Origin of the sequence: Kutzneria buriramensis (assembly GCF_003387475.1) — a bacterium.
In the GTDB taxonomy this organism is placed as follows: Bacteria; Actinomycetota; Actinomycetes; order Mycobacteriales; family Pseudonocardiaceae; genus Kutzneria; species Kutzneria buriramensis.
On sequence record NZ_QUNO01000018.1, the window covers coordinates 195403 to 220580 of the forward strand.

The following is a 25178-nucleotide window of genomic DNA, read 5'->3' on the forward strand; positions in this document are numbered from 1 at the left end:
GACGGTAATTCCGCGCGAGCCCCACTGACCAGGGCCGACCGTCGGGTTCAGTCAGTTCACCACCGTGAACCATCGGCGGTCGTACGGCGTAGTCCTCCGGCAGATAGGAAACCTTCCTTACGATTACGGCGCTGGAGGCAAGGGTGGAGAAACGCACGATCCGGGTCCTGCTGGGCGTCGGACTGGCCGCCGTCGCCGGCGTCGCGATCACCGCGCCCGGCCTGCTCACCGCGACGGACTCGCACGCCAGCACCGCGCACGCGACCACCCTCGACCCGAAGACCGTGGCCACGATGGACGACATCACCGCCGTATTCGAACAGGGCGCGAGCTCGCCGCAGTACGCCAACATCGAGAACGATCAGGACGGCTGCGGCTTCACGGCCGGCTGGATCGGGTTCTGCACCCAGTCCGGCGACATGCTCGACCTGGTCAAGCAGTACAACGCCGCCGAGCCCGACAACGTGCTGGCGAAGTACACCGCGACCCTCCAGAAACTGGCCGACACCAGCAGCGACGACGTGACGGCGCTCGGCGCCGCCTTTCCGTCCGACTGGAAGAAGGCGGCCGCCGACCCGGTGTTCGTGCAGACCCAGCTCAAGGTCGGCCACGACACCTACCTGACGCCCGCGCTCGCGCAGGCCGACCAGGCCGGCGTCAAGACCAATCTGGGCATCGAGAACTTCTTCGACACCGCGCTGATGATGGGGCCGGGCGAGACCGACTGCGACGGTCTGCCCAAGCTGGTCAGGGAGACCACCACCGCGGCCGGCGGCACACCGGCGTCCGGCGTCGACGAGAAGACCTGGCTCAAGGCGTTCAACCAGGTCCGCGCCAAGCACATGAAGAACCCGTGCACGCCGGGGCGGCAGGCGGACTGGCCGCAGGCGGTCGACCGCACGACCGCGCTCCAGAAGCTGGCCGACGACGGCAATCTGGACCTGACCACGCCGCTGACCATCGCCGCCGACTTCGGCATCACGATCAGCAACCCGCACGACTGAGCGGCGCCTCCAGTTCGTCGAGGCTGGCGGCGCGAACCGTCAGCAGCGGCACGGTGGTCGCCAACGCGGCGAGATGCCCCTCGGGGGCATCGATGTCGTACAGGTGGACCGCGGCCGACGGCCACCGCGGCACGGCGGTGGCGACGACGGGGCCGCTGACTTCGAGCCGCTTGGGCGGGGCGCGCAGGCCGAGTCCGGTGAGTTTCATGGCGGCCTCCTTGCGTGTCCACGCCGACACCAGCCACGACGCCCGCTCCGACGTTGGCAGGGCGTCGAAGTGCTGGCGCTCGTCGGCGGTGAGGCAGGCGCGGGCGAGGCCGTCCGGATCGGGGGCGGCGCGCAGGTCCTCGATGTCGACGCCGACGAGCCCACTGCCGGTGACAGCCATGATCACCCAGTGCTCGGTGTGGGAGACCGAGTAGTCGATGGCGCCCCCGTCGATCGTCGCTGTGCGGAAGCGGGGCCGCCCGTGCCGCGCACCGGTGTCGCAGTGGTTGCAGGTGCGGTCGGTGACGATGTCGCTGGGCGGAATCCCCAGGTAGTGCGCGCCGACCAGCCGCTGCGTGGCCCGGGACGTGACGAAGGTGTCGCCGGCGGGGGTGCTGGCGAGCTTGGCGGCCCGCTGCCGTTCCTCGTCGTCCAGCATGGCCAGCCAGCCGGCGCGGGGACGCACCGGCACCAGCCAGACCTCGACCTCGCCCGGGTTCACGGCGTCAGCTGGGGGATCGGGGCGAGCGCCGCCACGGCTGCGGTGAGCTGGCGGTCCTCGTCGTCGACGGTGATGTCCGGTGTCACACCACGGTTCTCCAGCACCTGGCCGTCCAGCACGTACCGGAACTCGGGCTGCGTGGTGACGCTGCCGTCCACCAGCCCGTGCCGGGGCCAGGTCGCGATGACCCCGCCCCACGTCCGCCGGCCGACGATCGGGCCCAGCCGGAGGGTGCGGAAGCCCTGCGCGAAGATCTCGGCGTTGGAACCGGTGTGCTCGTTGACCAGCAGTGCCATCGGGCCGTTCGGCGCCTCCGGCGGGTACGCCGTCGACACGGCCCAGCGGCCGGTCTCGGCGCCGAAACGCCTGCGCGCCAGGCGATCCAGCAGCATCGGGGCGATCTGGCCGCCGCCGTTGAACCGGACGTCCACGATCAGCCCCTCGCGGTCCAGCTCGGTGAGGAAGCCCCTGGTGAACTCGGCGTAGCCGGCGGCGTTCATGTCCGGCACGTGCACGTAGCCGAGCCGGCCGCCGGACAGTTCCCGGACCAGGGCACGGTTTCCGTCGACCCAGTCCCGGTAGCGGGCGGCGGACTCGCTGGCCAGGGCGGTCACCGTGACCTTGCGCTCGGCGCCGTCGCGGACGAGGGTCAGCTCGACGTCACGATTCGCCTGCCCGACAAGGAGTTCGCCGGACATCGGCTGGCCGTTGACGGCGGTGACCCGGTCGCCCGGTCGAATGTCCGCGCCCAGTCGGTTGCACGGCGAGGTGGCGCGTGGATTCCACGGGTCGCCGCGCAGGATGTTGCCGATGCGCCAACCGGGTTCCCAGTCCACGCCGAGGAAACCCTGGCCGTGGTAGGGGACCTGGCGGTACTCGCCGCCGTTCTCGTACGTGTGCGATGTGCCGAGCTCGGCCTGCAACTCCCACAACAGGTCAGACAGCTCCGCCCGCGTGGCCACGCGGTCCAGCAGCGCGGCATACCGGTCGTGCATGATCTCCCAGTCCACGCCGTTCATGCCGGCGTCCCAGAAACCCTCGCGCTGGAGCCGCCACGTCTCCCGGAACATCTGCCGCCACTCGGATTCCGGCCGCACGGACACCTTGACCCGGGACAGGTCGAGCTTCTTGGGCTCGTCCTCGTCGATGTCCTCGGACTTCAGCAGCCGCAGCGTGCCGTCGTGGCGGTAGAGCAGGGTTTCGCCGCGGGCATCGGTGCACAGCTCGTCGACGGGGCTGAGCACGTCCTGGTCGACCTCGCCGGTGACGAGGTCGACCAGCGTGGCGATGCCGTCCGGCTCCGCGTCGGGCTGGGTGACGTCGGGGGCGGCCAGCGGCACGGAGTGCAGCAACACCTTGCCGGGCAGGCCGACGATCGCCGCGTACCGGCCCTCCGGCACGGGAAACGGCAGCACGCGCCGCTCGATGCCGTCGAAGTCGATCTCCACCCGGGCCAGGGGTTCCGGGGTCCGGTGCTCGAACGGCGGCGGCTCGTCGGCGTCGAGCGTGACCAGGTAGGGCCGGCCGGCGTAGGGGAAGCCGAAGTCGAACTGCACCTGGTCGTGATCGACGACCAGGTCCCGCTGCCCGACGAAGTACAGGTACCGGCCGTTCGGGTCGAAGGCCGGCTTCGAGTCCCGCAGCACCGGCTCGGTGACCGCGAAGGTGCTGCCGCGCAAGGGATCCGCAACCTTGATCGCCGATGTTCGCGGCGCGGTGGGGAGCGTGTACGCCAGCCACCGGCCGTCCGGGGACCAGGCGAGATCCTCGATCCGCTCGTGCGGCGAGGAGTCGAGGAGCCGGGGGCGCAGGGGCGTCGAGGTGGTGTCGACGGCCCAGAGCTGCTGACGGTTGGTGGCAAAGGCGACCCAGCCGCCGGCGGGCGCGGCGGCGAGCTCCGTGACGGTGCCGGCGATCGGCGCGTCATCGGCGTCCAGGACGACGAGCCGCTCGTCCGGGCCGGTGTCTCCGGCGACCGCGACGAGACGGCCGTCGGAAAGCCAGTCCAGCAGCCGATAGCGGATGCCGTCGGCCGCGCCGTGCTGGCGGACCGGGCCGGTCCACGGGGCCATGGTGAACGCCTTGCCGCGTACGCTGATCGCCACGGACTTGCCGTCCGGGCTGAGGCGGGCGTCGTCGAGGTGGTCCGCCGCCGGCACGATTCGGCGGGCGCACTGCGACCGCGAGCCCGCGACCGACACCGGGATCTCCGTGTCCAGCATGAAAAGCCTCGCGCCGGCGTGGTGCACCAGGCGGCGGCCGTCGGTCGTGAGGTTGCGGGCGTAGTACTCGCGGTGGTCGGTGTGCCGGTGCAGGTCGGTGCCGTCGGGCTGGCACGAGTACACGTTGCCGGTGCCCTCGTGGTCGCTGATGAAGAAGATCCGGTCACCTACCCAGCACGGGCTGGCCAGGTTCCCCGGCAGCGACAGCAGCTTCGTCAGGTCTCCATCCACAGTGGACGCCGTGTACAGCTCGCCGGCCAGGCCGCCGCGATAGTGCTTCCACCGCGCGGGATCGGCGGTGTTCAGGCCGATCACCACCCGGCCGTCCGAGGCGAAGGAGACGACGTCGGCCCGGCCCGGGCGCAGCAGCCGGGGGAGTCCGCCGGACGGCGACACCGCGAACAGCCGGAAGCCGAAGCCGGCGGGCTGCTCGGCGGCGGAGGCGTAGACGATCTCGCCGGTGGTGGGGTGCCAGCCGACCGTCACGCACCGCGTCGCCTGGTACGTCAGACGCCGTGCGGTGCCGCCGGCAACCGGCATCACGTACAGCTCGGACGGCCCGTCGTCAGAGCCGACGAACGCCACCATCGACCCGTCCGGCGACAGCCGGGGCCGACTGGCCTCCGACACGCCGGCGGTCAGCCGCCGCGCGCTTCCGCCGCCTGCCGGCACCGACCACAGATCGTCCTCGCAGGTGAAGACGACGGTGTCGCCGGCGATGGTCGGGAACCGCAGGTATCCGGTCACGACAGGCCCTGCACTCCCGCTCGGACCCGGTCGGCGATCTCCTGCCGGCGCGCCTGTTCACGCTGCTTGCGGCCGCGCACGTCGTCTCGCGTCACCGTCCAGTAGCAGGCCGTGCGCCACTGGCCGACGGTGTAGGAGTCGTACTCCGCGCGGATCTGCGCGTGCGCGTCCAGCTCGGCCGCGGACAGCATCATCGTGTTGTGCGACAGCACCTGGTTGATGATCACGTCCATGTGCAGCTGCTCGCGCAGGTACTCGTGCGCCGCCTCGACCGCCTTGAAGCCGAAACCGCTGCGGTAGCGGGGAAGCACCGCGAACGACAGCTCGCAGGTCTGGCTGCGCCAGTCGATGGAGGTGATCCACGAGAAGCCGACCACCTGGCCCTTCGAGCCGCACATGGTGAACAGCCGCTTGACGTGGTGGCCGGACTCGATCGTCCGCCGCATGCCGTCGGCCAGCTCGAGGTCGGCCGCCGACATCGCGAAGTCGTTCAGGTTGGTCTGGTACTTGTTCTCCCGCAGCAACTCCGTGCGGACCGGGATGTCCGCCTCGGTGAAGTGCCGGACCGTCATGAACGGCACGAGTCCGCCCTCCCCACGTAGACCAGGACGTCCTGCCAATCGTAGTTCTGCCAGCGGTGCCTTGGCAGCACGCCCACCTGCTCGAAGCCGCAGTCCGCGAAGCAGTTCTCCACGCCGTCGGGCACCATCGCCACGAAGGTGGTGCAGCGCTGGTACGTCGTCAGGAACTCCAGCAGCGCCCGCAGCGGCTCCGGGTCCGCCGAGGTGCTGGCGACGTACGCCTGGCGCGGCTGGTCGGTGTTGGGGGCGAAGCCGACCACCGTCTCGCCAGCGCTGAACAGCTGCGCCTGCAGGGACTTCAACTCGGCGGCGAGCAGGGAGTCGTTCTGGGTGACGGGATCGAGGCCGAGGAAGCCGCGGGCGGCACCACCACAGGACTTCAATTCGGCGATCGCCATGTCGGTGTCGAGGCGCTGGAGGCTCAGAATCTCAGTCATTGCGCACAACTCCCCAGATCTCGCGGTCAATCGGCCGCCCGTCCAGCCACGTGGCCTCCGGCAGCACCGCTTCCCGCTGGAAGCCGACGTCGGCCAGTAGACCGATCGGTGGATCCACCAGCGGCGTCACCCAGCCGTGGATCCGGCTCAGGTTCAGGGTGAGGAACCCGTGCGCCACCACGGTCTTCAGCAGCACGTCCAGCCCGTCGACACCGTGCAGGCCGATCTCGACCCGCGCCCGGCGGTGCACCCAGTCCAGCTCGGTGTACCGGACGAAGCCCAGCCCCGGCGCGATGCACAGCTCCTGGCCGGGGTCGGCCGGGGGCGGCACGGTGGTCGGCGCGGCCAGCGGCGGCCAGTCGGCCAACGGCAGCCCGAGCAGCTCGCCGGGCAGCCACGGGCCGGCGAGCAGATCAGCGTCGCTGCCCCGGTATCCACGCAGTCTCATGAGATCGGCTCCCAGATTCGGGCGAACGACACGTATCCGTGGCGGCGGCCCTCGTGCACCGTCACCGCGCCCAACGTTCCCTCCTCGCGCAGGCCGGCGGAGCGTGCGAAGGCCAGGCCGCGGTAGTCGAACTCGTCGAAGCGCAGCGCCAATCGCACGACCTCGCGCCGCCATGTGTTGGCACGCAACAGCTCGCCGAACGCCGACTGCCACCACGCCGGCGGCGCGGACGCGCGCAGGCGCAGCTGCATGCTGTAGTGGCAGGCGTTGTTGGCCTCGGACTCGACGGCGTACAGGCCGACCACCTCGCCGTCGGCGAGCAGCACGTGCGTGTCCTCGTCGATCAGCTCCAGGATCTCCCACTCCGGGCGGGTGTCCGGGTCGCCGGTGCGGAAGTAGAAGTCCGGCTCGGTGTAGAGGGCCAGCACGGCGTCGCGGTCGGCGTCCGAGTACGGCCGGCTCGACCAGCGTGGCGTCTCAGTTGTCGTCATGGCCCGTCCCGATGGTGAGGCGTTGGATGTTGCTGGTGCCGTCCATGAACTCGAACGCGTGCACGTCCCGGCACCACTTCTCCAGCAGCGGGTGCTCCAGCAGCCCGCCGGGCGTCAGTGCCGCCTCGGCCCAGCGCGCGGTCTCCACGGCGAGGTGGGTGGCGTGCAGCTTGCCGATCGACGGGGCGCGCCGGTCGTCCGGGTTGTTGTCGACGTCGTGGGCGCAGTCGAGCAGCAGTTCCCTTGCCGCTTCGAGTCTCGTCGCCATCAGCGGCTTCCACTGTGGACGGAGCTGGTGCACGTAGTCGGCGATGGCCAGTGCCACGCCGAGCGCCTGGGCGCCGATCTGCAGCCGCATGATGTTGAAAGTCCTGGCCGCTCCCCAGAGCCCGCGCCGCGACGCCGGCAGGTGCGCCCCCAGCAGGCAGGTGCGGGGGATCTCGATGCCGTCGAAGGTCATCTCGCCGAGGGCGGCCCCGCGCAGGCCGAACATCGTCAGCGCGCGGCCGCTGTAGCCGGGGCTCGGGTTGCGGACGATCACCGCGCGGATCGACAGGGGAGTGGGACCCGTGCGCGCGAACACCACGCCGATGCCGCCGCGTTCGGCGTTGGCGACGTAGCGCTTGCCGCCGTGCAGGCGGAAGTCCTTGTCCAGGCGCGTCTGCATGGCGGTGGCGTCGCTGCCGACCGACGGCTCGGTCATGCCGAAGAACGTCCACGGGCGCTCGTCGGCCAGCACGCGGTAGAACGCCTCCTGCTGCTCGGCGCTGCCGAGGGCGTCGACGGCCAGGCCGGCGAGCGACGGGGCGCGGCAGATGTTCAGCACGCCGGCGTCGCCGCGTGAGAGCTCGATGTTGGCGGCCGTCCGCGCGAGGCACGTCTCCGTGTACAGCTGGGCGCATTTGGGCAGGTCAGAGGTTCGAAAGTCGGGTGGGGTGGCGATGTCGCGGATGATGTCGAGCGCCGGGATCTCCGGCACCTCGCCGGCGTCGACCGCCAGCGCGTGCGGGCGCAGCGACGTCGCCAGTTCCGCCGACAGGCCCTGAAGTTCGTCCACAGTGTTCATGCGGCACCGATCCAGCAGTGGGCGGTGAGCCGGGACAGGTGAACCTCGAACATGGCGCCTGTCCCAGATGAATCGACACTGACGAAACCGCTGGCCCCCAACAGCTTGGCCAGCTCCCAGTCCACTGTGGTCAGACAGTGGTGCACGTCGGCGACGGCCTCGGGGCAGTCGCCGGCGACGGTCAGGGTGCGCCGGGCCGCCTCGGTCGCGACGTGCGCGTCGGCAAGGGCGCCCTGCACGAGCTGCTTGCCGATGGTCGGCTCGCCGCCGACCTTGCGCGCGGACAGGTGCTCGACGACCCGCTCGGCGAGCCGCCGGGTCAGCCCGAGGCGGACCGCCGCCAGCCGTGCGGCGATCTCCGGATCGGCCGGGCCGGCCTCGGTGCGGACGAAACTGACGCCCCGCTCCTCGCGGACCACGGTCGCGCCCGAGGGGATGCCGGATGTCGGCCACGCCGCGACGCGGCCCGGCGCCTGCGCCGTCTCCGCGCCGGCCAGGGCCATGGCCAGCCCGACGGAAAGGCCGTGCTCGTGGCCGGCCCGTTCGCATTCCGCGATGGTGTGCCGCATCGGATCCTCCCGACGGAAGTATTCGGGGGAATGCGCCGGTTGCAACTCGGCGCATTCCCCCGGGAACTGTGCTATTTCCCAATTGGGAAGAAATGAGATCGGCGGTGCGACGAGCGGGAGTCTCACCCGCCGCACCGCCGTGTATCACGACTGCTTCACGCTCTGCTTCACGGACTGCTTGACCGACTGCTTCACGCTCTGCTTGACCGACTGCTTGACGGACTGCTTCACGCTCTGCTTGACGGACTGCTTGACCGCGGCCTTGGTGTTCGGCATCGTGCTCACGCCTCATTCCTTGGTGGTGTGAATTGATTTCCCGGCTTCGCCTCGGTGCTGCTCCGCCGGGGGTGCCAAAAGATTCGCCTGTCGACCCGGCCGGTGTCAACGGCTCGTGCTGACAGCTATTTCCCGGAAACAACATGACACCGTCGAACACTGCCGCGGCGGCTTTTTCGGGGTCACTATCTGGCTACTCGCACGAACGGTTTCGGAGGTCACGATGGTCGCGAAGAGCGCGGACCTGTGCTGGGGGCAGCGGCACCACGTGCTGCACTACCTCCAGACGCCGGCCGATGCCCGGCTCGACATGCACATCGCGATCAACCACCCGGTGCCGGCCGGCGCCACCGTCGCGAACGTGCGGTCCGCGCTGACCTACCTGGTCCGGCGGCACGAGATCCTGCGTACGGTATACAACCTGCTGGCGCGGCCCTGGCCGCAGCAGGAGGTGCAGCCGCCGGCGGAGCCGCCGCTGCACGTGGTCGGCGTCGACGACAAGCCGGCGGAGCTGATCAAGCGGCTGACCGAGGAACCGTTCGACATCACCACGGAATGGCCGTTCCGCGCCTGCGTGATCGCCGCCGGCGACACCGTGCGCCGGCTGCACCTCGTCTTCAACCACCTGTCGCTGGACGACGTCAGCCTCGGCACGCTGCTCGGCGAGCTGGACACGGTGCTGGCCGCGCGGATCGCGCGCCGCCCGATCCAGCTGCCGCCGGTCGTGTACCAACCGGTCGATCTCGCCCGGCACGAGGCGACGCTCTCCCCGGACAAGGCCCTGGACCACTGGCGCCGCACGGCCGCCGAGCTGCCCCAGGACATCTACGCGAACCGCCGCACCGGCGCCAAGGGCTCCTTCGCCGCCTCCTTCACGGTGCCGGAACTGCTCGCCACCGCGCGGGTGATCGCCAGTGAGCACAAGGTCTGGCCGTCGGCGGTGCACCTCGCCACCTACGCGATCACCATGGCCGCCTTCACGGGCGAGCGGCGGATCGCCTTCCGGATGTACACCAGCCAGCGGGAATCCAGCGGCTACGAGCAGGTCCTGGGCTGCGCCTCGTATCCGACGCTGGTCACCATCGACACCGCCGGCAGCTTCGCGGAGGTCCTGAAGCAGGCCGCGGCCCGCGTCGAGGAAGCGATGGCGTACGCGCACGTGCCCTACGACCTGGTGGTCGAGCTCGTGGCCGCGGCCGGCGAGCCGCGCGTGGAGTCGGAGCTGAACTTCCTCAACTACGCGCCGAGATCCTGCCGCACCAGGCGCGATCGGTTCGTGTGGAACGCGGAACCGGTCAGCTGGGCCAAGTCCGGCGGCGACACCTACTTCCGCGTCTACGAGTGGTGCGACGGCACGACCCTGGCGTTGCAGGCGACGGCCGACGTGATGAGCCGCGACGACGTGGAGCGCTTCCTTCGTGGCTACGCGGACGTGCTCCGGTCCGGCGGGGAGCCGGTCTTCTCCGCTCCGGCGGGCGGACGCGTGGCCACGAAGGAACTCGCCCGTCCCGACCCGGGGGCGGAACGGGCTCTGCTCGAGGCCGTTGCCGAGGTCAACGGCCTCGGGCAGGTCGACCCCCAAGTCAGCTACCTGGCGGCCGGGGGCCGCGCGCTGCTGCTGCCGCGGGTGGCGCAGGCGTTGCGGGACAAGGGATGGGACGACGTGTCGCTCGGCCACCTCGCCAGCGCGCGGCCCCTGCGGACGATCGCCGACGAACTGAGGAGAGCGATGAATTTCGTCGAACGACTGAAGAAGGACCTGACCGGCGACGAACACGCCCGCTTCGTGTTCGTGAACAACTTCGAGGTGGAGCGGAGCTGGGCGGTCGGCGAGCCGAAGCTGCCCGGCGCCGGCATCGCGTTCGCCGGCGCGACCGTGAACCGCATGGAGGAGATGGGCGCGCTGCTGGCCGACACCGGCGACGTGGTCGTGCTCAAGGCCGCGATGGACGACGAGTTCGCCGCCTACCTCGCCCGCCTCGGCGCGGCCGCCGGCACCACGCTCGCCGCCGAGAACAGCAGCCCCGAGCTGATGGTCACCGAGGACGCGCTCAACTCCCCGGCGCTGCTGGACGAGTTGCGCAAGCTGGCCGACGGCCGTACCTACCTGATGCCGCTGGGCATCTCCGCGGCCGAGGAGGAACTGGCCAAGGAGACCGGGCTGCCGCTGGCCGGCACCACGGCGCAGACCTGCAAGGCGGTCAACGGCAAGATCTTCAGCCGCCAGCTGGTGGAAGCCGTCGGCATCCGGGAGGTTCCGGGCCGGATCGTGCGCACGGTCGGCGAGCTCCGGCCGGTGCTGACCGAGCTGCTCGCCGAGGGCGGGCGGGTCGTCGTGAAGGAATCCCTCGGCGTGTCGGGGCGCGGCATGGTCGTCGTCGCCGACGAGCAGGCCGCCAACCGGCTGCTGCGGCTGATCGAGCGCCGTGGCCCGGACGCGCCGGCCAACCTCGTCGTCGAGACGTGGATCGAGCACGCCCAGGACCTCAACTACCAGTTCGTGGTGTCCCGCACCGGAAACGTGCGGTTCGAGACCGTCAAGGCGGCCGTGCTCTCCGACGGTGTGCACCAGGGCCACCGCTTCCCGGTGGAGCTGCCGCCGGTCGCCGCCGCCGAGCTCCAGGACGCCGTCGAGAAGATCGGCAGGGCGCTGCACGCCGAGGGCTTCTTCGGACTCGTCGGCGTGGACGCGATGCTGGCCACCGACGGCACGCTGTACCCGTGCCTGGAGATCAACGCCAGGTTCAACATGTCGACCTACCAGAGCCGGATCGCGGAGCGCTTCATCCCCGAGGGCGCGCACGCCATCGCCGCCCAGTTCGCGCTGCGGCCGTCCCGGGTGCACTCCTTCGGCGAGGTCGAGGCGGCGCTCGGCGAGCTGCTGCTGGACGCGGGCCGCCGCACCGGCGTGCTGGTCAACAACTACGCGACGCTCAACGCCGCCGCCACCGACGGCAGCTTCCACGGTCGTTTGTATGCGATCTGCGTCGCCGACACCGCCGAGGCCGCGCTGGAACTGCGCCAGGAAGCCGACGCACGTCTCCAGAGAATGGTGGGAAACCAGTCATGAAGATCCAGGGCATCGAGTACGAGGAGCTGGCGCAGGAGTTCGGCACGCCACTCTACGTCTACGACGGCGACGTCCTGTACGACACGATCGCCGGGCTGCGCAACGCGTTGCACCCCAAGCTGGAGATCTTCTACTCGCTCAAGGCGAACCCGAACGTCAGCGTGTTCGCCGCGCTGCGCGCCGGCGGGGCCCGCGCCGAGGTCTCGTCGCTGGTGGAGCTGCGCACCGTGCTCCAGGCCGGCACGCCGCCGGAGGACATCATCTTCCTCGGCCCCGGCAAGAGCGAGCGGGAGCTGCGCGCCTGCATGGAGACCGGCGTCTACGCCATCGTCTGCGAGTCCTTCGCGGAGCTCGACCACATCGAGCGGATCGCCGGCCAATGGGGCATGTCGCAGAAGGTGTTGCTGCGCATCAACCCCACCTGCGCGATCAGCGGCTCGCGGCTGACCATGGGCGGCAAGCCCCGCCAGTTCGGCATCGACGAGGCGCAGGTGCTGGCCGCCGGCGACCTGAGCGTGAAGTACCTGCACGCGGACGTGGCCGGCATCCAGGTGTACATGGGCACCCGCATCCTGGACGCGGAGGTGGTGGGCAAGAACACCCGCTACATCCTCGACCTGGCCGAGCGGGTCGCCGCGACGTGCAACATCCGGCTGGACACCGTGGACATCGGCGGCGGCCTCGGCGTGGCCTACTTCGACGGCGAGCAGGACATCGACGCCGTGGACGTGGCCACCGAGATCAACCCGCTGCTGGACAAGTTCGTCGGCGCGCACCCGGAGACCCGGCTGATCATGGAGTCCGGGCGCTTCCTGGCCGGCCGCGCCGGCGTCTACGTGATGGGCGTGCGGTACGTCAAGGAGTCGATGGGCGAGAAGTTCGCCATCGCCGACGGCGGCACGCACCACCACATGGCGGCGGTCGGCATCGGCTCGTTCGTCAAGCGCAACTTCCCGGCGGCGCTGCTGTCCAGCCGCGAGGACGTGGGCGAGGCGGAGCCGTGGAACGTCACCGGCCCGTTGTGCACCCCCAACGACTCGGTGCTCAAGCACGCCGAGCTGCCGGCGCTCCGGCCCGGCGACCTGATCGGCATTCTCAACTCCGGCGCGTACGGGCCGACGGCCTCGCCCGGCCTGTTCCTCAGCCACGGCTACCCGGCCGAGGTCCTGGTCTCCGACGGCAAGGCGCACCTGGTGCGTCGCCGTGACGAGCCCGAGGACCTGCTGGAGCCGCAGATTCTGGTCAACCCCACTGAAAGGCAGTCCCGATGAACCGCGAAGAGATCGTCGCGCACCTGCGTGTCGCCCTGTCGGCCGTGCTGAACAAGGAGGTCGGCGAGCTGTCGCCCACCTCGCGCCTGTTCGAGGACCTCGCGCTGGACTCCACGAGCGTGATCGAGCTGCTGATGTCGCTGGAGGACACCATCGGCCTGGAGATCGACCCGGACGAGCTGGGCCCCGAGGTGTTCCAGACCGTGGGCAGCCTGACCGACTACATCGAGCACGGCTTCGCCAAGGCCGCGGTCTGACGATGCCGATCGGACTGTCCACAGTGGCCGTCCAGCTGCCCGGACGGTCCGAGCCGGTTCAGGACATCCTGCAACGCGCCGGGCGGGACGCCATGGAGCGCAAGATGTTCGCGAAGATCCACGGCTTGCGGGAGAGCCCGACGCTGGCCGACCACGAGCGCATGGAGGATCTGTTCGTGGCGGCCGGCCGGGCGGCGCTTGCCGGCGGCACGGCGGGGCTGGTGCTCTACGGGCACACGATGCTCACCCAGGAGTTCGGGCTGCGCGGCGGGTTCCCGGACCGGGTCCGCGCCCGGCTGGGCCTGTCCGGCAGCCGGTTCTTCGGGCTGTCGCACGTGAACTGCACGTCGGTGCTGCGCTGCCTGGACTTCGCCCGGCGGTACCTGGCCCGGCACCCCGAGGAGCGGGTGCTGGTGCTCGGCGGTGATCACGGCAGCGTGCACGACGTGGCGCGGGTGATCCCCGGCATCGCCATCGGCGGCGACGGGGTCGTCGGCCTCACGGCCACCGCCTCGGGCCGGTGCCGCTACCGCTACCTCACCGGTGTCAGCACCCGTGACCTGCGGTTCCACCGCAACATGCGGATGTCGCCGAGGGAGGCCGAGGAGTTCAGCCGGGTCTGCTGCGACGAGACCGTGCGGTCCCTGCACCGGGCCGCCGAGTCGGCCGGCATGACCGTGGACGAGCTGGACTGGGTGCTGCCGCACCTGTCCAACCGGATGTTCTGGGGCAGCGTGAGCCGCCGCGCCGGGATTCCGCGGGAGAAGGTCCTGCTGGACCTGATCCCATTGTGCGGGCACAACTTCGGCGCGGACGCGCTGATGGCGCTGGACCACGCCGACCGCACCGGCCGGCTGCGCCCCGGTGACCGCTGCGCCCTGGTCTCGGTGGCCCAGGGCGCCTACTTCCACACCGCGATCGTCGAAGTCGAGGAGGACTCATGAGCACTGTTCTCGAGCAGTGCGAGCGGATCGCGCGGGACGAGGGCCTGGCCGCCGGCCTGGCCGCCGCGCTGTCGGGCACCGAGGTCACCGCCGCCGCACCCGGAAGCTACGCCGCCGTGCCGGCGTCCGATGTACCCGAGGGCGCCGAGGTCCGCACGCACAGCCTGGCCAACCGCGAGGAGATCGTGTTCCTGGCGTGCCCGGGCGAGCGGCCGGCCGCGGACTACACGCTCGCCGAGATCGGCCGGCTGCTCGCGGCGGTGCGCATCGGCACCGTGCGGCGGCTGCTGGACGAGGCCGTGGCCTACCTGTCGGAGCGGACGGTCGGCGACGAGCCGCTGATCCGCAAGCAGCTGATCACCGGCACCGTCGGCGACGTCGCCGCCGAGCTGGAGATGGCGCGGGCGTACGCGTCGAACCCGTTGTCCCCCGAGGCTCTGGCCGACCTGCACACCAAGTTGGACGACCTGGGCTGGCAGGTGACGCAGCTGTTCGGCGCGTCCGGCTACATCGCCGACCACCCGGTGCGGGCGCTGTACGTCTCGGCGCTGGTGGCCAACACCTGGATCGACCGGAAGGGAGCGGCGTGATGATCGAGCTCGACGAGCGGCTGCGGGCCGTGCGCGACGACTGCCGGGACGCGGTCGAGGACATGCGCGCCCGTGCCCTGCCCATCGACGCCGACCCGGACGACATGGAGCAGCACTTCAACTCGCCGGTGTACACCATGATCCGGCTCTCCAACACCCCTCCGGAGTATCGCGAGTCGGTGGCCGGCGGGTACCGGCTGATGAAGGCGAAGTCCGTGCTGGAGGACATCGTCGGCATGGTCGAGCTGGCCCGCGGCGACATGTCCACCATGTTCGCCTGCCCGTGCCCGGCGCTGGCCGGCGTCTACGTCAGCCTGTTGGGCAACCCGGCGCAGCAGGAGAAGTTCTACACCCGCCTGCACGGCGGCCGGACCTGGACGTTCTTCGCGATGAGCGAGCCGGGGCACGGCAGCGACGCCACGAACATGCAGACCCGGCTGGAGAAGGACGGCAACGGCGGCTACCTGATGTACGGCGCCAAGCGGTACATCGGCCACGGTGCCCGCGGCGGCATCGGCCTGGTCTTCGCCCGTACCGGCCGGTCCGCGCTGTCCATCCGCGCGGCGATGGTCGAGGTGCCGTCTGAAGGCTGGAGTGCGCAGCGGCTCAACACCGTCGGCCTGCGCGGCGCGTATCTGTCCGAGCTCCAGTTCGACGGCGTACCGGTGGCGGCGGACATGCTGCTGGGCGAGCACCTGCCGGTCACCCGGCGTGGCATCTGGGGTGCGGTCAAGACGTTGAACAACATGCGGATCCAGATCTCCGCCAGCGCCGTGGGAACCGCCATGGCCATCACGGAATACGTTGCCGAGCACCGGAAGAACGCCCCCGGCGTGGACCTGGCGCTGGCCCGCGCGGAGGCCGGCAAGCAGCTGATCTTCCAGGCCGCGGCCAAGCTCGACGCCGACCCGGAGCGCGGCTACTTCGCCAGCGCGTCCAAGCTGAGCGCGGTGCGGATGGCCCAGCAGACGGCCCAGTGGGCGATCACGTCCATCGGCCCGGCCGGCCTGATCGAGCACCCGCTGCTGGAGAAGTGGACCCGGGACGTGCGGGCCTTCGAGTTCATGGACGGCACCAGCAACATCCAGCGGCTGCACGTGGCCCGCGGCTACCAGTCGGGAGACGCAGATGGCTGACCTGAGCATCTCCAAGCTGTGCGTCGCCGTGCGCACGCACACGGATTACCTTCCCCTGACGGCGTTTCCGGACGACCTGCTGCCCAAGCAGCGGGTGGAGGCGGCGATCCAGGAGGGCATCCCGCTGGAGCACCTGATCGTCGTGAACCCGGCCGACTCCGACCGGCCCGAGCTGAGCGACCTGGCGCTGGCCGCGGTCGGCGTGCCGGACGACGACCAGCCGCTGTTCCTGATCCGCTCCGGCCCGCTGCGCGACCCGATGGTCACGCTGCTGGCGCGGATGGTGCTGAAGTTCGGCTGGCGCGGCGACGACATCGGCATCACGCACCTGGACGAACTCGGCGGCACCGTGGGATTCGAGCTGCTGGACTGGGCGGTGCCGGCCGAGGCGACGGTGCTGATCTGCGACGAGCCCGTGTTCGCGGACGCCCGCGTCGGCACCGGCCGCTTCGCCACCGTGTCGATGCGCGTGCACCAGGGCCCCGGTCCGCTGCGCGTGCTGGACGCCGGCGAGGGCGCCCCGGGCCCGTATCCGGACGTCGAGTGGACGTTCACCGGCGCCGGCGCGTGCGACGGCTGGCTGGACGTGCACGCCGCGCTGTCCGCCGGCGACGTCGCCGACGGCGACCGGATCCTGTTGCACACCAAGGGCCCGCTGCGCGAGGGCTGGCTGCTCGCGCAGGCCGTCGACGCCGGCGGCGTAGAGCTGGGCGCCGGCTGATGAAGATCGCCGTCGACCTGCTCTCGGTGAGCCGCTTCAGCAAGGTCGCCGAGCACCACCGCTACCGCCGACTCGTGTTCACCGAGGCCGAGCTGGCGCAGGCGGGGGAGCCCGGCACGGCGCGGCACGCCGAGCGGCTGGCCGGCCGGTTCTGCGTCAAGGAGGCCACCTGCAAGCTGCTCGGCCGCGGCTTCGGGCAGGGCCTGCGCTGGCGCGACATCGAGGTCACCTCCGACGAGTGGGGAGCGCCCGAGGTGACCCTGCACGGCGGGGCCCGGCGGTTGGCCGAGCGGGCCGGCCTCGGCGACATCGCCGTCTCCATCACCCATCAAGTCGATCTTGTCGTCGCGGTGGCCGCTGCCGTGCGGAAGGGAACGTCATGACCACGAGCATCGCCACCGAAGGCGTCCTGCACGGCTGGTTCCTGCGCAGTCTGCGCCGGGACCCGGCGGCGGTCGCGCTGCGGGTGGCCGGAGAGTCCTACACGTACCAACAGATCCACGACCACGCGCTGGCCCTGGCCGGCGAGTTGGTGGCCCGCCTGGGTTCCAGACCTCGCCGGGTCGGCCTGCTGGCCAGCCGCAGCGAGCTGGCCTACGCCGGCATCCTGGCCGCCGGCTACGCCGGCGCCGCGGCGGTGCCGCTGAACCCGGACTTCCCGGCCGAGCGCACCCAGGGCATGATCGCCGCCGCCGACGTCGACGCGGTGATCGCCGACGACAACGGCCTTCCCCTGCTGCCGGTGCTGGAGCTGGGCGGCAGGCCGGTGATCACCGAGACCGCCGCGCCGCCGCTGGAGCATCCGTACTCGGCCGAGCCGGACGACATCGCGTACATCATGTTCACGTCCGGCTCCACCGGGCGGCCCAAGGGCGTGCCGGTGCGGCACCGCAACGTCGAGTTCTACCTGCGTTTCGTGCACGACCGCTACGGCTTCGGCCCGGACGATGTGTTCTCGCAGACCGGCGAGCTGACGTTCGACCTCGCCATGTTCGACATCTTCAGCGCCTGGGGCAGCGGCGGGACGCTGGTGTGCATGCCGCCGCAGGCGTTCGCCGCCGTGCCGCAGTTCGTGCGCAAGCACGGCATCACCGTCTGGTGTTCGTCGCCGAGTGTCATCTCCTTGGTGCGGCGCATGGGAAAGCTGACGCCGGGATGCATGCCGTCCATGCGGATGGCGGTGTTCTGCGGAGAGCCGCTGCTGCGTGAGGACGCCGCCCAGTGGCAGGCCGCGACCGGCGGGCTGGTGGAGAACCTCTACGGTCCCACCGAGCTGACCATCTCGTGCAGCGTGCACAAGTGGGACCCGGCGACCTCGCCGTCCCTGTGCGTCAACGACATCGTGCTGATCGGCACCATGCACCCGGGCCTGGACCACGTGCTCGTCGACTCGGAGGGGGTCGTCGGCGCGGCGTCGGGCGAGCTGTGCGTGACCGGTCCGCAGATGTTCCCCGGCTACCTGGATCCCCGTGACGACGCCGGGCGGTTCCTGGAGCACGACGGCCGCCGCTGGTACCGCACCGGCGACCTGGCGACGTTGCAGCCCAACGGGGAGCTGGCCTTCCTCGGCCGCCGCGACCACCAGGTCAAGATCCACGGCGTGCGGGTCGAACTGTCCGAAGTGGAGAGTGGCCTGCGCCGGCTGGGGAGCGTGACCGACGCGGTGGCGATCGCCCTGGACGGCGAGCTGTACGCGTTCTACCTGGGGGAGGAGCGGGCCGCCGCCGACCTCATGGAGGAGATGGGCACGTTCTTCCCACGCTACCTGATCCCGCTGCACTACCAGCACCTGGCGGAGTTCCCGCTGAACAGCAACCGCAAGACCGACCGGCCCGTGCTGACCGCGCGGATCCTGGCCGCCAGGAGCGAATCGTGACCGCTGTGGGCCTGTCCAAGGTGGCGGTGTCGCTGCCGAGCTGGATGGAGCCCGTCGAGGACATCATGGTGCGCGCCAACCGGCCCGCGACGGAACGCAAGATGTTCACCAAGGTGTACGGGCTGCGGGACATTCCCTCGCTGGCGCCCGGTGAGCTGTACGAGGACGTGCTGGTTTCCGCCGGTTCCAAGGCTTTGGACGGTGGCACGGCGTCGCTCGTGTTGTACGGGCACACCATGCTCATGGCGGAGACCAACCTGTGCGCGGAGTTCCCCGACCGGCTGCGCGCTCGACTGGGGCTCGGCGACAGCCGGTTCTACGGCTTGTCGCACATCAACTGCGCGTCGGTGCTGCGGTGTGTGGAGTACGCGCGGCGGTATCTGGGCCGGCCCGGGGCGTCCGACGACGAGCGGGTGCTGGTGCTCGGGGGCGACCAGGGCAGCGTCGGCGACGATGCTCGGGTCATCGCCGGGACGACCGTCAGTGGCGACTGCGCCGCCGGCGTGATGGTGCAGCGGCTGACGGCGTCCTCGCGGTACCGGTACCTGGGCGGGGCCGGCGGGCGGGATGCCCGGTTCCATCGGAACATCCGGATGACCGCCGAGGAGAACGCCCTGTTCGCCAAGGTCTGCTCGGCCCAGGTCGTGGAGACCTTGGAGCGGGCGGCGGCGTCGGCGGGCCTGCGGCTCGACGAGTTGGACTGGGTGCTGCCGCACCTGAACAACAAGATGTTCTGGCGGACGTTCAGCAGCCAGGCGGGGATTCCGCGGGAGCGGATCTGCCTGGACCTGATGCCCGAGACCGGGCACAGCTTCGGCGCCGACGCGTTGATGGCGATGGAGCACGCGGACCGCGTCGGCCGGCTCCAGCCCGGCGACCGCTGCGCGCTGGTGGCCATCGGCCAGGGCGCGTACTTCCAGGCCATGATCATCGAGGTCCAGGAGGACTGACGGCAGGGGCCACCCCGGTGCGGGGTGGCCCCTCTGCGGCGTCAGCGGGCGGCAGCGGCGATGAGGTCGGCGACCTTGTCGGGCCGGGAGACCAGCACGGCGTGCGAGGCGTCGGCGACCTTGACCACCTCGGCGTCGGCGCGCTGGGCCATGAACTCCTGCGCGGCCAGCGGGATGTTCTTGTCGCCGGTGGGGATCAGCGACCACGCCGGCACGGTCCGCCAGGCCGGGACGCCGGAGGTCTCGGTCAGCGCAGCCTCGGTGACGGGGCGCTGGGTGACGGCCATCAGCGCGGCCTGCGCCTCGGGGACGTCGGCGGCGAACTGGTTGCGGAACAGCTCCTGGCGCACGTAGAAGTCGGTGTTGCCGTCGGCGAGCTTGACCGTCTGGAGGGTCTCGCCGAGCGTGGCGCCGGGGAACTTGTTGGTCAGCTCGAGCGCGGACTCGCCCTCGTCGGGGAGGAAGCCGGCGACGTAGACCAGGGCCTTGACGTTCGGCTCGCCCGCGGCGGCGTTGGTGATGACGGCGCCGCCGTAGGAGTGGCCGGCCAGGACGACCGGGCCGTCGATGCTCTGCACCAGGGCCTTGACGGCGGCGGAGTCGGAGCCGAGGCCGCGCAGCGGGTTGGCGGCGGCGATGACGTGGAAGCCGCGGCCGGCGAGGTCGGCGGCGACGCCGTTCCAGCTGGACGAGTCGGCGAACGCGCCGTGCACCAGGACGACGGTCGGCTGGGTGCTCATCTCGGGTCTCCTTCGGTCTGTCGTGCTGATGAAGTGGACCGTAGACGATTACATCGTGCACAATCAAGTTGCCAACGATGTGACCCGGCCCACCTCACCCCCGCGAGTCGCGCTCTCAGGCACACCGAATGTGTGTTTCGGGCAGAGACGCGACCCTGAGCTCGGGCGATGCGGCAGACGGTATGCGGGGTGTGGCCCCCGTGGCGGCCCCGCATCGGGACAGAACCCCGACCGATGTGGACATTGGCGCGATCTGTGGCCTCGCCGACCGGACGTGCGAACTGAGACCCAAGGCTCGTTTCTGCCTGAGACCTACACTCGGTGTGTCTGTGCTTGTGCCGCGTGTTCCGCGCGGGGTGAGGTCGCTCGCGCCGGTCTCTTCCCTTGTCTCAGCTCGATCGATGAACAGACTCGATCGAGCTGAGCCTGCGGTCCTTCAGACCGGCGCGACCTCACGCGCGACTCGCCGGGATTCAGGCGGGGATGGTGAGGCGGGAGGCGGCCAGGACGCCGGCTTGGAAGCGGCTGACGGCGTCGAGGTTGGCCAGGAGGGCCGCGATGTGGCGGCGGCAGGTGCGCACGGACATGCCAAGGCGGCGGGCCACCACCTCGTCGGTCAGGCCCTGCGCCATCAGGCGGGCGACGCTCTGCTGGAGGTCGTCGATGGCGTCGGCGTAGCCGGTGTCGTCGGCGGCGAACGGCGTGGCGCTGTCCCAGAGCTGCCCGAACATGTCCAGCAGGAACCGCACCACGTTGCGGTCCCGCACCCGCCGCGCGACCGGCATGTCGTCGTCGAAGCTGAACATGACGGCCAGCGACCGGTCGAAGACCACAGCCGCCTGCGGGACCTGCGCGAGGGTGCGGATCTCCGCGCCGTCGGCGATCAGGCGCTTGGCCTTGGCGCGGGTGGCGAAGCCGGCGCGGCTGCGGTGCGGGCACACGACCCGCACGGACACCGACCGCTCCAGCACCGAGTAGCACGGCGCGAGCAGGTCGTCGAGCAACTCGTCGTCCTCGTGGCCGGGCCGCAGCACGACCATCTCGTCCCGGCACACCTCGGCGGCCAGCTTGAACAGCCCGCGGATCTCGGCGACGCCTTCCAGGCTGTCGATGGCGCCGACGGGCTCGGACACGTCGACGGCGGGCCGGGTGATCGAGTCGATCCGGTCCCGCAGCCGGTCGGCCAGCTCCCGCCGCTGGTACATCGCCCGCTCGATGGGGGAGATCAGCAGCGTGGCGGCGACCTCGGGATCCATCGGCAGGTAGCGGCCGGTGAGGCCGTCGGTCCGCAGCAGGTGCAGCTCGACCAGCCGGGTGACGGCGGCGAACACCTCGCCGGCGGGCAGCCCGAGGTCGGCGGCGGCGCGCTCCGGCGAGGCGATCTCGCCCAGGCGCGCGGCGTAGCGGTAGACCTCGGCCTCACGGTCGTCGCCCAAACCGTCCACAGTGGGCAGTGACCCGATGGTGACCACGGACATGACGCCTCCCAGCCAGCAGTCCTTGTGCTCAGCGGTGTCCACGGTGGCAAACGGCCTTCTCACGTCACTACTGCCGCGCCACCGGACCCGTGATGGCGCGGCAGTAGTGACGTGAGGGGGCCGGGTGGTCTGCTCGGCGAAGCGTCCGCCCCGACACCGCAGCCGAGTGAGGAACCCATGGACATACCGCGCTCCTTCCGCAAGACCCTGCTGGCCCACCTGCCCTACGCGGTGAACGAGGACTTCACCGCCGCCGACGACCTGGCCGCGCTCGGCCTGAACTCGATGGGCCTGGTGCAGCTGCTGACCGATCTGGAGGAGACCTTCGGCCTGGAGCTGCCGGACGAGCTGATCACGGAGGAGACCTTCGCGACGGCCGGCTCGCTGTGGGCCACGGTGGCCGACCTGGTCCCGGCGGGGCGGTTCCCCCAAGAGGAAGTCAGCAATGCGTGAGATCCGCGTCGACGAGCTGATCGGCCGCGGCGACCCGGACCGGCCGGCGCTGACGTTCAAGGACGTCACGCTGAGCTACCGGGAGCTGGCCGACCGGGTCGCGCGGCTGGCGGCCGGCCTGCGCGGGCTGGGGGTGCGGCGGGGCGACCGGGTCGCGGTGTACGCCGAGAAGCGGATCGACACGGTGGTCGCACTCATGGCGATCTCCGCGGCGGGGGCCGCCTTCGTGCCGGTCAACCCGCTGTTCAAGGCGCGGCACCTGGGGCACGTCATCGCCGACTGCACGCCGCGGGTGGTGCTGACGACCGCCGAGCGGATGGACACGGTCCGTGACTCGCTGCCGCTGGACACCTCCGTCGAACACGTCGTGGAGTTCGGTTCCGAGCAGTGGCGGACGCTGAGCGAGACCGACCCGATCACGGGCCCGAGCACCGTGATCGACCAGGACGTCGCCGCGGTCATGTACACGAGTGGCAGCACCGGCGGCCCCAAGGGCGTGGTGCTCTCGCACCGCAACATCCTCGTCGGCGCGGAGAGCGTGGCGAGCTACCTCGATCAGCGCGAGGACGACGTCGTGCTGGCGGCGCTGCCGCTGAGCTTCGACGCCGGCTTCAGCCAGCTCACCACGTCTTTCCTCGTCGGCGCGCACGTGGTGCTGGTGAACTACCTGCTGCCCAAGGAGATCGTGCGGCTCTGCGCCAGGCACGGCGTCACCGGGCTGACCTGCGTGCCGCCGCTGTGGCTGCAACTCGTGACGCAGAACTGGCCGGCCGAGTCGACCGCGTCGCTGCGGTACTTCGCCAACACCGGCGGCCGCATGCCGCGCGCCACCCTGGCCCGGCTGCGGGAGATCTTCCCGCAGGCCCGGCCGTTCCTCATGTACGGGCTGACCGAGGCGTTCCGCTCCACCTATCTCGACCCGGCCGAGGCGGACAACCGGCCCGACTCCATCGGCAAGGCGATCCCCAACGCCGAGATCCTCGTCGTCCGACCGGACGGCGCCCCGTGCGACCCGGGCGAGCACGGCGAGCTCGTGCACCGCGGAGCCCTTGTCGCGCAGGGGTACTGGCGTGACCCGAAGCGCACCGCGGAACGCTTCCGCCCGCTGCCCACCAGTTACGGCGAGGAGATCGCGGTCTGGTCGGGCGACACCGTGTACGCCGACGCGGACGGCTTCCTCTACTTCGTCGGCCGCGGCGACGACATGATCAAGACCTCCGGCTACCGGGTGAGCCCGACCGAGTTGGAGGAGGCCGCCTACGCCACCGGACTGGTCGGCGAGGCGGTCGCGCTCGGCGTCGAGGACGAGCGGCTCGGCCAGCACATCGTGCTGGTCGCGACGCTGCTCGGCGACGTGGACGAGCTCGGGCGAGCGCTCGCCGAGGCGCTGCCGGCGTACATGCTGCCGCACCGCGTCGAGGTGCGGGACCAGCTGCCCAGGTCGGTCAACGGCAAGTTCGACCGGCACCTACTGGCCAAGGAGCTGTCGTGTTAGAAGCGGTCGACCTGACCAAGAAGTACGACGAGGTGCAGGCGCTGGCCGGGTTCAGCCTGACCGTGGCCGCCGGCGAGATCTGCGGGCTGGTCGGCCACAACGGCGCCGGCAAGACCACCTTCGTGGACATGGTGTCCGGGCTGCTCAGGCCGGACACCGGCACCGTGCTCGTGGACGGCGTGCCGCCGCACGAGACCCGCGGCGCGATCGGCATCTCGCCGCAGCACATCGCGCTGTACCGGCCGCTGACCGTCCGCGAGCACCTGGAGCTGTACGGGCGACTGTCCGGCCTGCGCCGCAAGGCGCTCAAGTCGGAGATCGAGGAGCTGGCCACGGCCATGCAGCTCACCGGTTTCCTGGAGCGCCGCGCCGGCCTGCTCTCCGGCGGCCAGCAGCGCCGCACCCAGGCCGCGACCGCGCTGATCCACCGGCCCAAGCTGCTGCTGATGGACGAGCCGACCGCCGGCGCCGACCCCGAGACCCGGCAGGCGCTGCTGGACGTCGTCAAGCAGCGGGCCGGCGAGGGCGCGGCCGTCGTCTACACCACGCACTACCTCACCGAACTGGCCGACCTGAAGGCCAGCATCGCCGTCGCCTCGCACGGCAAGGTGATCGCCCGCGGCAGCAGCGCCGAGCTGTTGGACGGCCTGCCCGGCGAGGTGCGCGTGCGCACCACCGATCACGAATACCACCGCGCCACCACGGATCCCACCGCCGCGCTGCTCGAGCTGCTCGCCGAGTCGCGGGGCACCGTCGAGTCCGTGGAGCTGCGCAACCCCGACCTTGACGACCTCTACCGTTCGCTGGCGGTCTCCGATGTCCATTGACACCCTGCGCGTGCCCGAGCCGCTGATCCGGGCGGGCGCGCTGATCAAGTACAACTCGCTGCTGCGGCTGCGCGATCCGTCCCAGCTGATCAGCTACCTGGTCGCGCCGATGGTGTTCATGGTGATGTTCCAGCCGCTGTACACCAAGGCGCTGAGCTACGGCTCGATCCAGGCGGTCACCGGGCAGCTGATGATGTTCTCCGTGTTCGCCATGTCGATCGTGGCCAACTCGATCTTCGTCGAGCGGGAGTGGCTGACCTGGGACCGGCTGCGCGCCAGCCGCGCCGCCCGCGCCGAGCTGCTGATCGGCAAGGCGCTGCCGGTGTTCGTGGTGCTGCTCATCCAGCAGGCCGTGCTGATCGTCTTCGGCTGGGCCGTGGTCGGCATGCCGTTCCCGAAGTCGCTGTGGCTGCTCACCTTCGCCATGTGCGTGTGGGGATTCGCCCTGCTGGGCATGGGCGCGATGCTGGCGACGATCGTGCGCAGCCGCGGCGACCTGTTCGTCGCCTGCGACGTCGGCGCGCTGCTGATCAGCTCCATCGGCGGCGCCATCCTGCCGGTCGACCTGATGCCGTCCTGGGCGCAGGCCGTGACGAAGTTCTCGCCCGGCACCTACGGCCTGTCCATGCTGCGCTCGGCCGTGCAGGGCGACTTCGCCGGCACCTGGCAGCCGGCGCTGATCTGCCTGGCCATCGGCCTGGTCTGCGGCACGGTGGCGACGTTCCGCCTGGCCCACGGCTGGGGTCGCAGCCACCTGGTGTGACCGCCGCCGCCGACGCGCGCTCCCCGGTTCGGGGAGCGCGCGTTTGACCTTGTCGTA

General features: G+C 70.8%; 26 protein-coding genes. 15 read left to right on the top strand and 11 right to left on the bottom strand.

Annotated elements, in window-relative coordinates; all coding sequences use genetic code 11:
- Positions 1 to 143 precede the first annotated feature (143 nt).
- Complete coding sequence (locus BCF44_RS41900) at positions 144 to 1004, top strand: chitosanase (RefSeq protein WP_116180064.1); 861 nt, start codon at positions 144 to 146, stop codon at positions 1002 to 1004.
- Here the strand turns inward: BCF44_RS41900 and BCF44_RS41905 are convergent.
- From BCF44_RS41905 to BCF44_RS56080, 9 genes are all read right to left on the bottom strand, one after another.
- The gene (locus BCF44_RS41905) at positions 985 to 1713 is read right to left on the bottom strand and encodes a 4'-phosphopantetheinyl transferase family protein (protein WP_116180065.1); all 729 of its coding nucleotides are present in this window, start codon (positions 1711 to 1713) and stop codon (positions 985 to 987) included. The genes BCF44_RS41900 and BCF44_RS41905 overlap by 20 nt on opposite strands.
- A complete protein-coding gene (locus tag BCF44_RS41910; RefSeq protein ID WP_116180066.1) occupies positions 1710 to 4682 on the bottom strand; it encodes a S41 family peptidase in 2973 nt (990 codons plus the stop codon). The genes BCF44_RS41905 and BCF44_RS41910 overlap by 4 nt, the downstream gene beginning before the upstream one ends.
- Entirely contained in the window at positions 4679 to 5254 is a 576-nt protein-coding gene (locus BCF44_RS41915) for a GNAT family N-acetyltransferase (protein ID WP_246016127.1), read from the bottom strand. Before BCF44_RS41915 ends, BCF44_RS41910 begins: the two co-directional genes overlap by 4 nt.
- Positions 5251 to 5700 (bottom strand): hypothetical protein, encoded by a 450-nt coding sequence (locus tag BCF44_RS41920; RefSeq protein WP_116180068.1) that lies wholly within the window; start codon positions 5698 to 5700, stop codon positions 5251 to 5253. The genes BCF44_RS41915 and BCF44_RS41920 overlap by 4 nt, the downstream gene beginning before the upstream one ends.
- Positions 5693 to 6148 carry a GNAT family N-acetyltransferase gene (locus tag BCF44_RS41925; protein WP_116180069.1) on the bottom strand — a complete coding sequence of 152 codons (456 nt, stop codon included), beginning with the start codon at positions 6146 to 6148 and terminating at the stop codon, positions 5693 to 5695. Before BCF44_RS41925 ends, BCF44_RS41920 begins: the two co-directional genes overlap by 8 nt.
- Entirely contained in the window at positions 6145 to 6639 is a 495-nt protein-coding gene (locus BCF44_RS41930) for a hypothetical protein (RefSeq protein ID WP_147328836.1), read from the bottom strand. The genes BCF44_RS41925 and BCF44_RS41930 overlap by 4 nt, the downstream gene beginning before the upstream one ends.
- Positions 6626 to 7705, bottom strand: a complete 1080-nt coding sequence (locus BCF44_RS41935; RefSeq protein ID WP_116180071.1) for an acyl-CoA dehydrogenase family protein — start codon at positions 7703 to 7705, stop codon at positions 6626 to 6628. The genes BCF44_RS41930 and BCF44_RS41935 overlap by 14 nt, the downstream gene beginning before the upstream one ends.
- Positions 7702 to 8274: an acyl-CoA dehydrogenase family protein gene (locus tag BCF44_RS41940; protein ID WP_116180072.1), complete on the bottom strand. Its 573-nt coding sequence runs from the start codon at positions 8272 to 8274 to the stop codon at positions 7702 to 7704. The genes BCF44_RS41935 and BCF44_RS41940 overlap by 4 nt, the downstream gene beginning before the upstream one ends.
- A 144-nt stretch (positions 8275 to 8418) precedes the next feature.
- Positions 8419 to 8559, bottom strand: a complete 141-nt coding sequence (locus BCF44_RS56080) for a hypothetical protein (RefSeq protein WP_170218044.1) — start codon at positions 8557 to 8559, stop codon at positions 8419 to 8421.
- 214 nt (positions 8560 to 8773) lie between these two features.
- Between BCF44_RS56080 and BCF44_RS41945 the strand changes: the two genes are divergently transcribed.
- From BCF44_RS41945 to BCF44_RS41990, 10 genes are read left to right on the top strand one after another with little or no spacing between them, the layout of a single operon-like run.
- Positions 8774 to 11620 (top strand): condensation domain-containing protein, encoded by a 2847-nt coding sequence (locus BCF44_RS41945; RefSeq protein ID WP_116180073.1) that lies wholly within the window; start codon positions 8774 to 8776, stop codon positions 11618 to 11620.
- Positions 11617 to 12891, top strand: a complete 1275-nt coding sequence (locus tag BCF44_RS41950; RefSeq protein WP_116180074.1) for a type III PLP-dependent enzyme domain-containing protein — start codon at positions 11617 to 11619, stop codon at positions 12889 to 12891. The genes BCF44_RS41945 and BCF44_RS41950 overlap by 4 nt, the downstream gene beginning before the upstream one ends.
- Entirely contained in the window at positions 12888 to 13148 is a 261-nt protein-coding gene (locus tag BCF44_RS41955) for an acyl carrier protein (protein WP_116180075.1), read from the top strand. Before BCF44_RS41950 ends, BCF44_RS41955 begins: the two co-directional genes overlap by 4 nt.
- A 2-nt stretch (positions 13149 to 13150) precedes the next feature.
- Positions 13151 to 14092 (top strand): 3-oxoacyl-[acyl-carrier-protein] synthase III C-terminal domain-containing protein, encoded by a 942-nt coding sequence (locus BCF44_RS41960; protein ID WP_116180076.1) that lies wholly within the window; start codon positions 13151 to 13153, stop codon positions 14090 to 14092.
- Positions 14089 to 14682 (top strand): acyl-CoA dehydrogenase family protein, encoded by a 594-nt coding sequence (locus tag BCF44_RS41965; protein WP_116180077.1) that lies wholly within the window; start codon positions 14089 to 14091, stop codon positions 14680 to 14682. The genes BCF44_RS41960 and BCF44_RS41965 overlap by 4 nt, the downstream gene beginning before the upstream one ends.
- Positions 14682 to 15818: an acyl-CoA dehydrogenase family protein gene (locus tag BCF44_RS41970; protein WP_116180078.1), complete on the top strand. Its 1137-nt coding sequence runs from the start codon at positions 14682 to 14684 to the stop codon at positions 15816 to 15818. The genes BCF44_RS41965 and BCF44_RS41970 overlap by 1 nt, the downstream gene beginning before the upstream one ends.
- Positions 15811 to 16539, top strand: a complete 729-nt coding sequence (locus tag BCF44_RS41975) for a hypothetical protein (RefSeq protein ID WP_116180079.1) — start codon at positions 15811 to 15813, stop codon at positions 16537 to 16539. Before BCF44_RS41970 ends, BCF44_RS41975 begins: the two co-directional genes overlap by 8 nt.
- Positions 16539 to 16922 (top strand): holo-ACP synthase, encoded by a 384-nt coding sequence (gene acpS / locus BCF44_RS41980; RefSeq protein ID WP_116180080.1) that lies wholly within the window; start codon positions 16539 to 16541, stop codon positions 16920 to 16922. The genes BCF44_RS41975 and acpS overlap by 1 nt, the downstream gene beginning before the upstream one ends.
- Positions 16919 to 18415, top strand: coding sequence for an AMP-binding protein (locus BCF44_RS41985; protein WP_116180081.1), 1497 nt, complete (start codon positions 16919 to 16921; stop codon positions 18413 to 18415). The genes acpS and BCF44_RS41985 overlap by 4 nt, the downstream gene beginning before the upstream one ends.
- A complete protein-coding gene (locus BCF44_RS41990; RefSeq protein WP_246016120.1) occupies positions 18412 to 19365 on the top strand; it encodes a 3-oxoacyl-[acyl-carrier-protein] synthase III C-terminal domain-containing protein in 954 nt (317 codons plus the stop codon). Before BCF44_RS41985 ends, BCF44_RS41990 begins: the two co-directional genes overlap by 4 nt.
- Before the next feature lie 41 nt (positions 19366 to 19406).
- Here the strand turns inward: BCF44_RS41990 and BCF44_RS41995 are convergent, their stop codons facing one another.
- A complete protein-coding gene (locus tag BCF44_RS41995) occupies positions 19407 to 20105 on the bottom strand; it encodes an alpha/beta fold hydrolase (RefSeq protein WP_116180082.1) in 699 nt (232 codons plus the stop codon).
- A 473-nt stretch (positions 20106 to 20578) separates the two neighbouring features.
- The gene (locus tag BCF44_RS42000) at positions 20579 to 21583 is read right to left on the bottom strand and encodes a helix-turn-helix transcriptional regulator (protein WP_147328837.1); all 1005 of its coding nucleotides are present in this window, start codon (positions 21581 to 21583) and stop codon (positions 20579 to 20581) included.
- A 177-nt stretch (positions 21584 to 21760) separates the two neighbouring features.
- Between BCF44_RS42000 and BCF44_RS42005 the strand changes: the two genes are divergently transcribed.
- From BCF44_RS42005 to BCF44_RS42020, 4 genes are read left to right on the top strand one after another with little or no spacing between them, the layout of a single operon-like run.
- Positions 21761 to 22036, top strand: coding sequence for a phosphopantetheine-binding protein (locus BCF44_RS42005; protein ID WP_116180084.1), 276 nt, complete (start codon positions 21761 to 21763; stop codon positions 22034 to 22036).
- Entirely contained in the window at positions 22029 to 23531 is a 1503-nt protein-coding gene (locus BCF44_RS42010; RefSeq protein ID WP_116180085.1) for an acyl-CoA ligase (AMP-forming), exosortase A system-associated, read from the top strand. The genes BCF44_RS42005 and BCF44_RS42010 overlap by 8 nt, the downstream gene beginning before the upstream one ends.
- Complete coding sequence (locus BCF44_RS42015) at positions 23525 to 24358, top strand: ABC transporter ATP-binding protein (RefSeq protein WP_116180086.1); 834 nt, start codon at positions 23525 to 23527, stop codon at positions 24356 to 24358. The genes BCF44_RS42010 and BCF44_RS42015 overlap by 7 nt, the downstream gene beginning before the upstream one ends.
- Positions 24348 to 25121, top strand: a complete 774-nt coding sequence (locus BCF44_RS42020) for an ABC transporter permease (protein WP_116180087.1) — start codon at positions 24348 to 24350, stop codon at positions 25119 to 25121. The genes BCF44_RS42015 and BCF44_RS42020 overlap by 11 nt, the downstream gene beginning before the upstream one ends.
- Positions 25122 to 25178 lie beyond the last annotated feature (57 nt).

Bases quoted from the DNA above. Each gene is read 5' to 3' on its own strand.
- BCF44_RS41985 (WP_116180081.1), top strand. From the start codon at position 16,919: ATGACCACGAGCATCGCCACCGAAGGCGTCCTGCACGGCTGGTTCCTG.
- BCF44_RS41970 (WP_116180078.1), top strand. From the start codon at position 14,682: ATGATCGAGCTCGACGAGCGGCTGCGGGCCGTGCGCGACGACTGCCGG.
- BCF44_RS42000 (WP_147328837.1), bottom strand. From the start codon at position 21,583: ATGTCCGTGGTCACCATCGGGTCACTGCCCACTGTGGACGGTTTGGGC.
- BCF44_RS41960 (WP_116180076.1), top strand. From the start codon at position 13,151: ATGCCGATCGGACTGTCCACAGTGGCCGTCCAGCTGCCCGGACGGTCC.
- BCF44_RS41950 (WP_116180074.1), top strand. From the start codon at position 11,617: ATGAAGATCCAGGGCATCGAGTACGAGGAGCTGGCGCAGGAGTTCGGC.
- BCF44_RS41945 (WP_116180073.1), top strand. From the start codon at position 8,774: ATGGTCGCGAAGAGCGCGGACCTGTGCTGGGGGCAGCGGCACCACGTG.
- acpS (WP_116180080.1), top strand. From the start codon at position 16,539: ATGAAGATCGCCGTCGACCTGCTCTCGGTGAGCCGCTTCAGCAAGGTC.
- BCF44_RS41995 (WP_116180082.1), bottom strand. From the start codon at position 20,105: ATGAGCACCCAGCCGACCGTCGTCCTGGTGCACGGCGCGTTCGCCGAC.
- BCF44_RS41955 (WP_116180075.1), top strand. From the start codon at position 12,888: ATGAACCGCGAAGAGATCGTCGCGCACCTGCGTGTCGCCCTGTCGGCC.
- BCF44_RS42005 (WP_116180084.1), top strand. From the start codon at position 21,761: ATGGACATACCGCGCTCCTTCCGCAAGACCCTGCTGGCCCACCTGCCC.
- BCF44_RS41920 (WP_116180068.1), bottom strand. From the start codon at position 5,700: ATGACTGAGATTCTGAGCCTCCAGCGCCTCGACACCGACATGGCGATC.
- BCF44_RS41965 (WP_116180077.1), top strand. From the start codon at position 14,089: ATGAGCACTGTTCTCGAGCAGTGCGAGCGGATCGCGCGGGACGAGGGC.
- BCF44_RS41935 (WP_116180071.1), bottom strand. From the start codon at position 7,705: ATGAACACTGTGGACGAACTTCAGGGCCTGTCGGCGGAACTGGCGACG.
- BCF44_RS41925 (WP_116180069.1), bottom strand. From the start codon at position 6,148: ATGAGACTGCGTGGATACCGGGGCAGCGACGCTGATCTGCTCGCCGGC.
- BCF44_RS41930 (WP_147328836.1), bottom strand. From the start codon at position 6,639: ATGACGACAACTGAGACGCCACGCTGGTCGAGCCGGCCGTACTCGGAC.
- BCF44_RS42020 (WP_116180087.1), top strand. From the start codon at position 24,348: ATGTCCATTGACACCCTGCGCGTGCCCGAGCCGCTGATCCGGGCGGGC.
- BCF44_RS41975 (WP_116180079.1), top strand. From the start codon at position 15,811: ATGGCTGACCTGAGCATCTCCAAGCTGTGCGTCGCCGTGCGCACGCAC.
- BCF44_RS41915 (WP_246016127.1), bottom strand. From the start codon at position 5,254: ATGACGGTCCGGCACTTCACCGAGGCGGACATCCCGGTCCGCACGGAG.
- BCF44_RS42010 (WP_116180085.1), top strand. From the start codon at position 22,029: ATGCGTGAGATCCGCGTCGACGAGCTGATCGGCCGCGGCGACCCGGAC.
- BCF44_RS41940 (WP_116180072.1), bottom strand. From the start codon at position 8,274: ATGCGGCACACCATCGCGGAATGCGAACGGGCCGGCCACGAGCACGGC.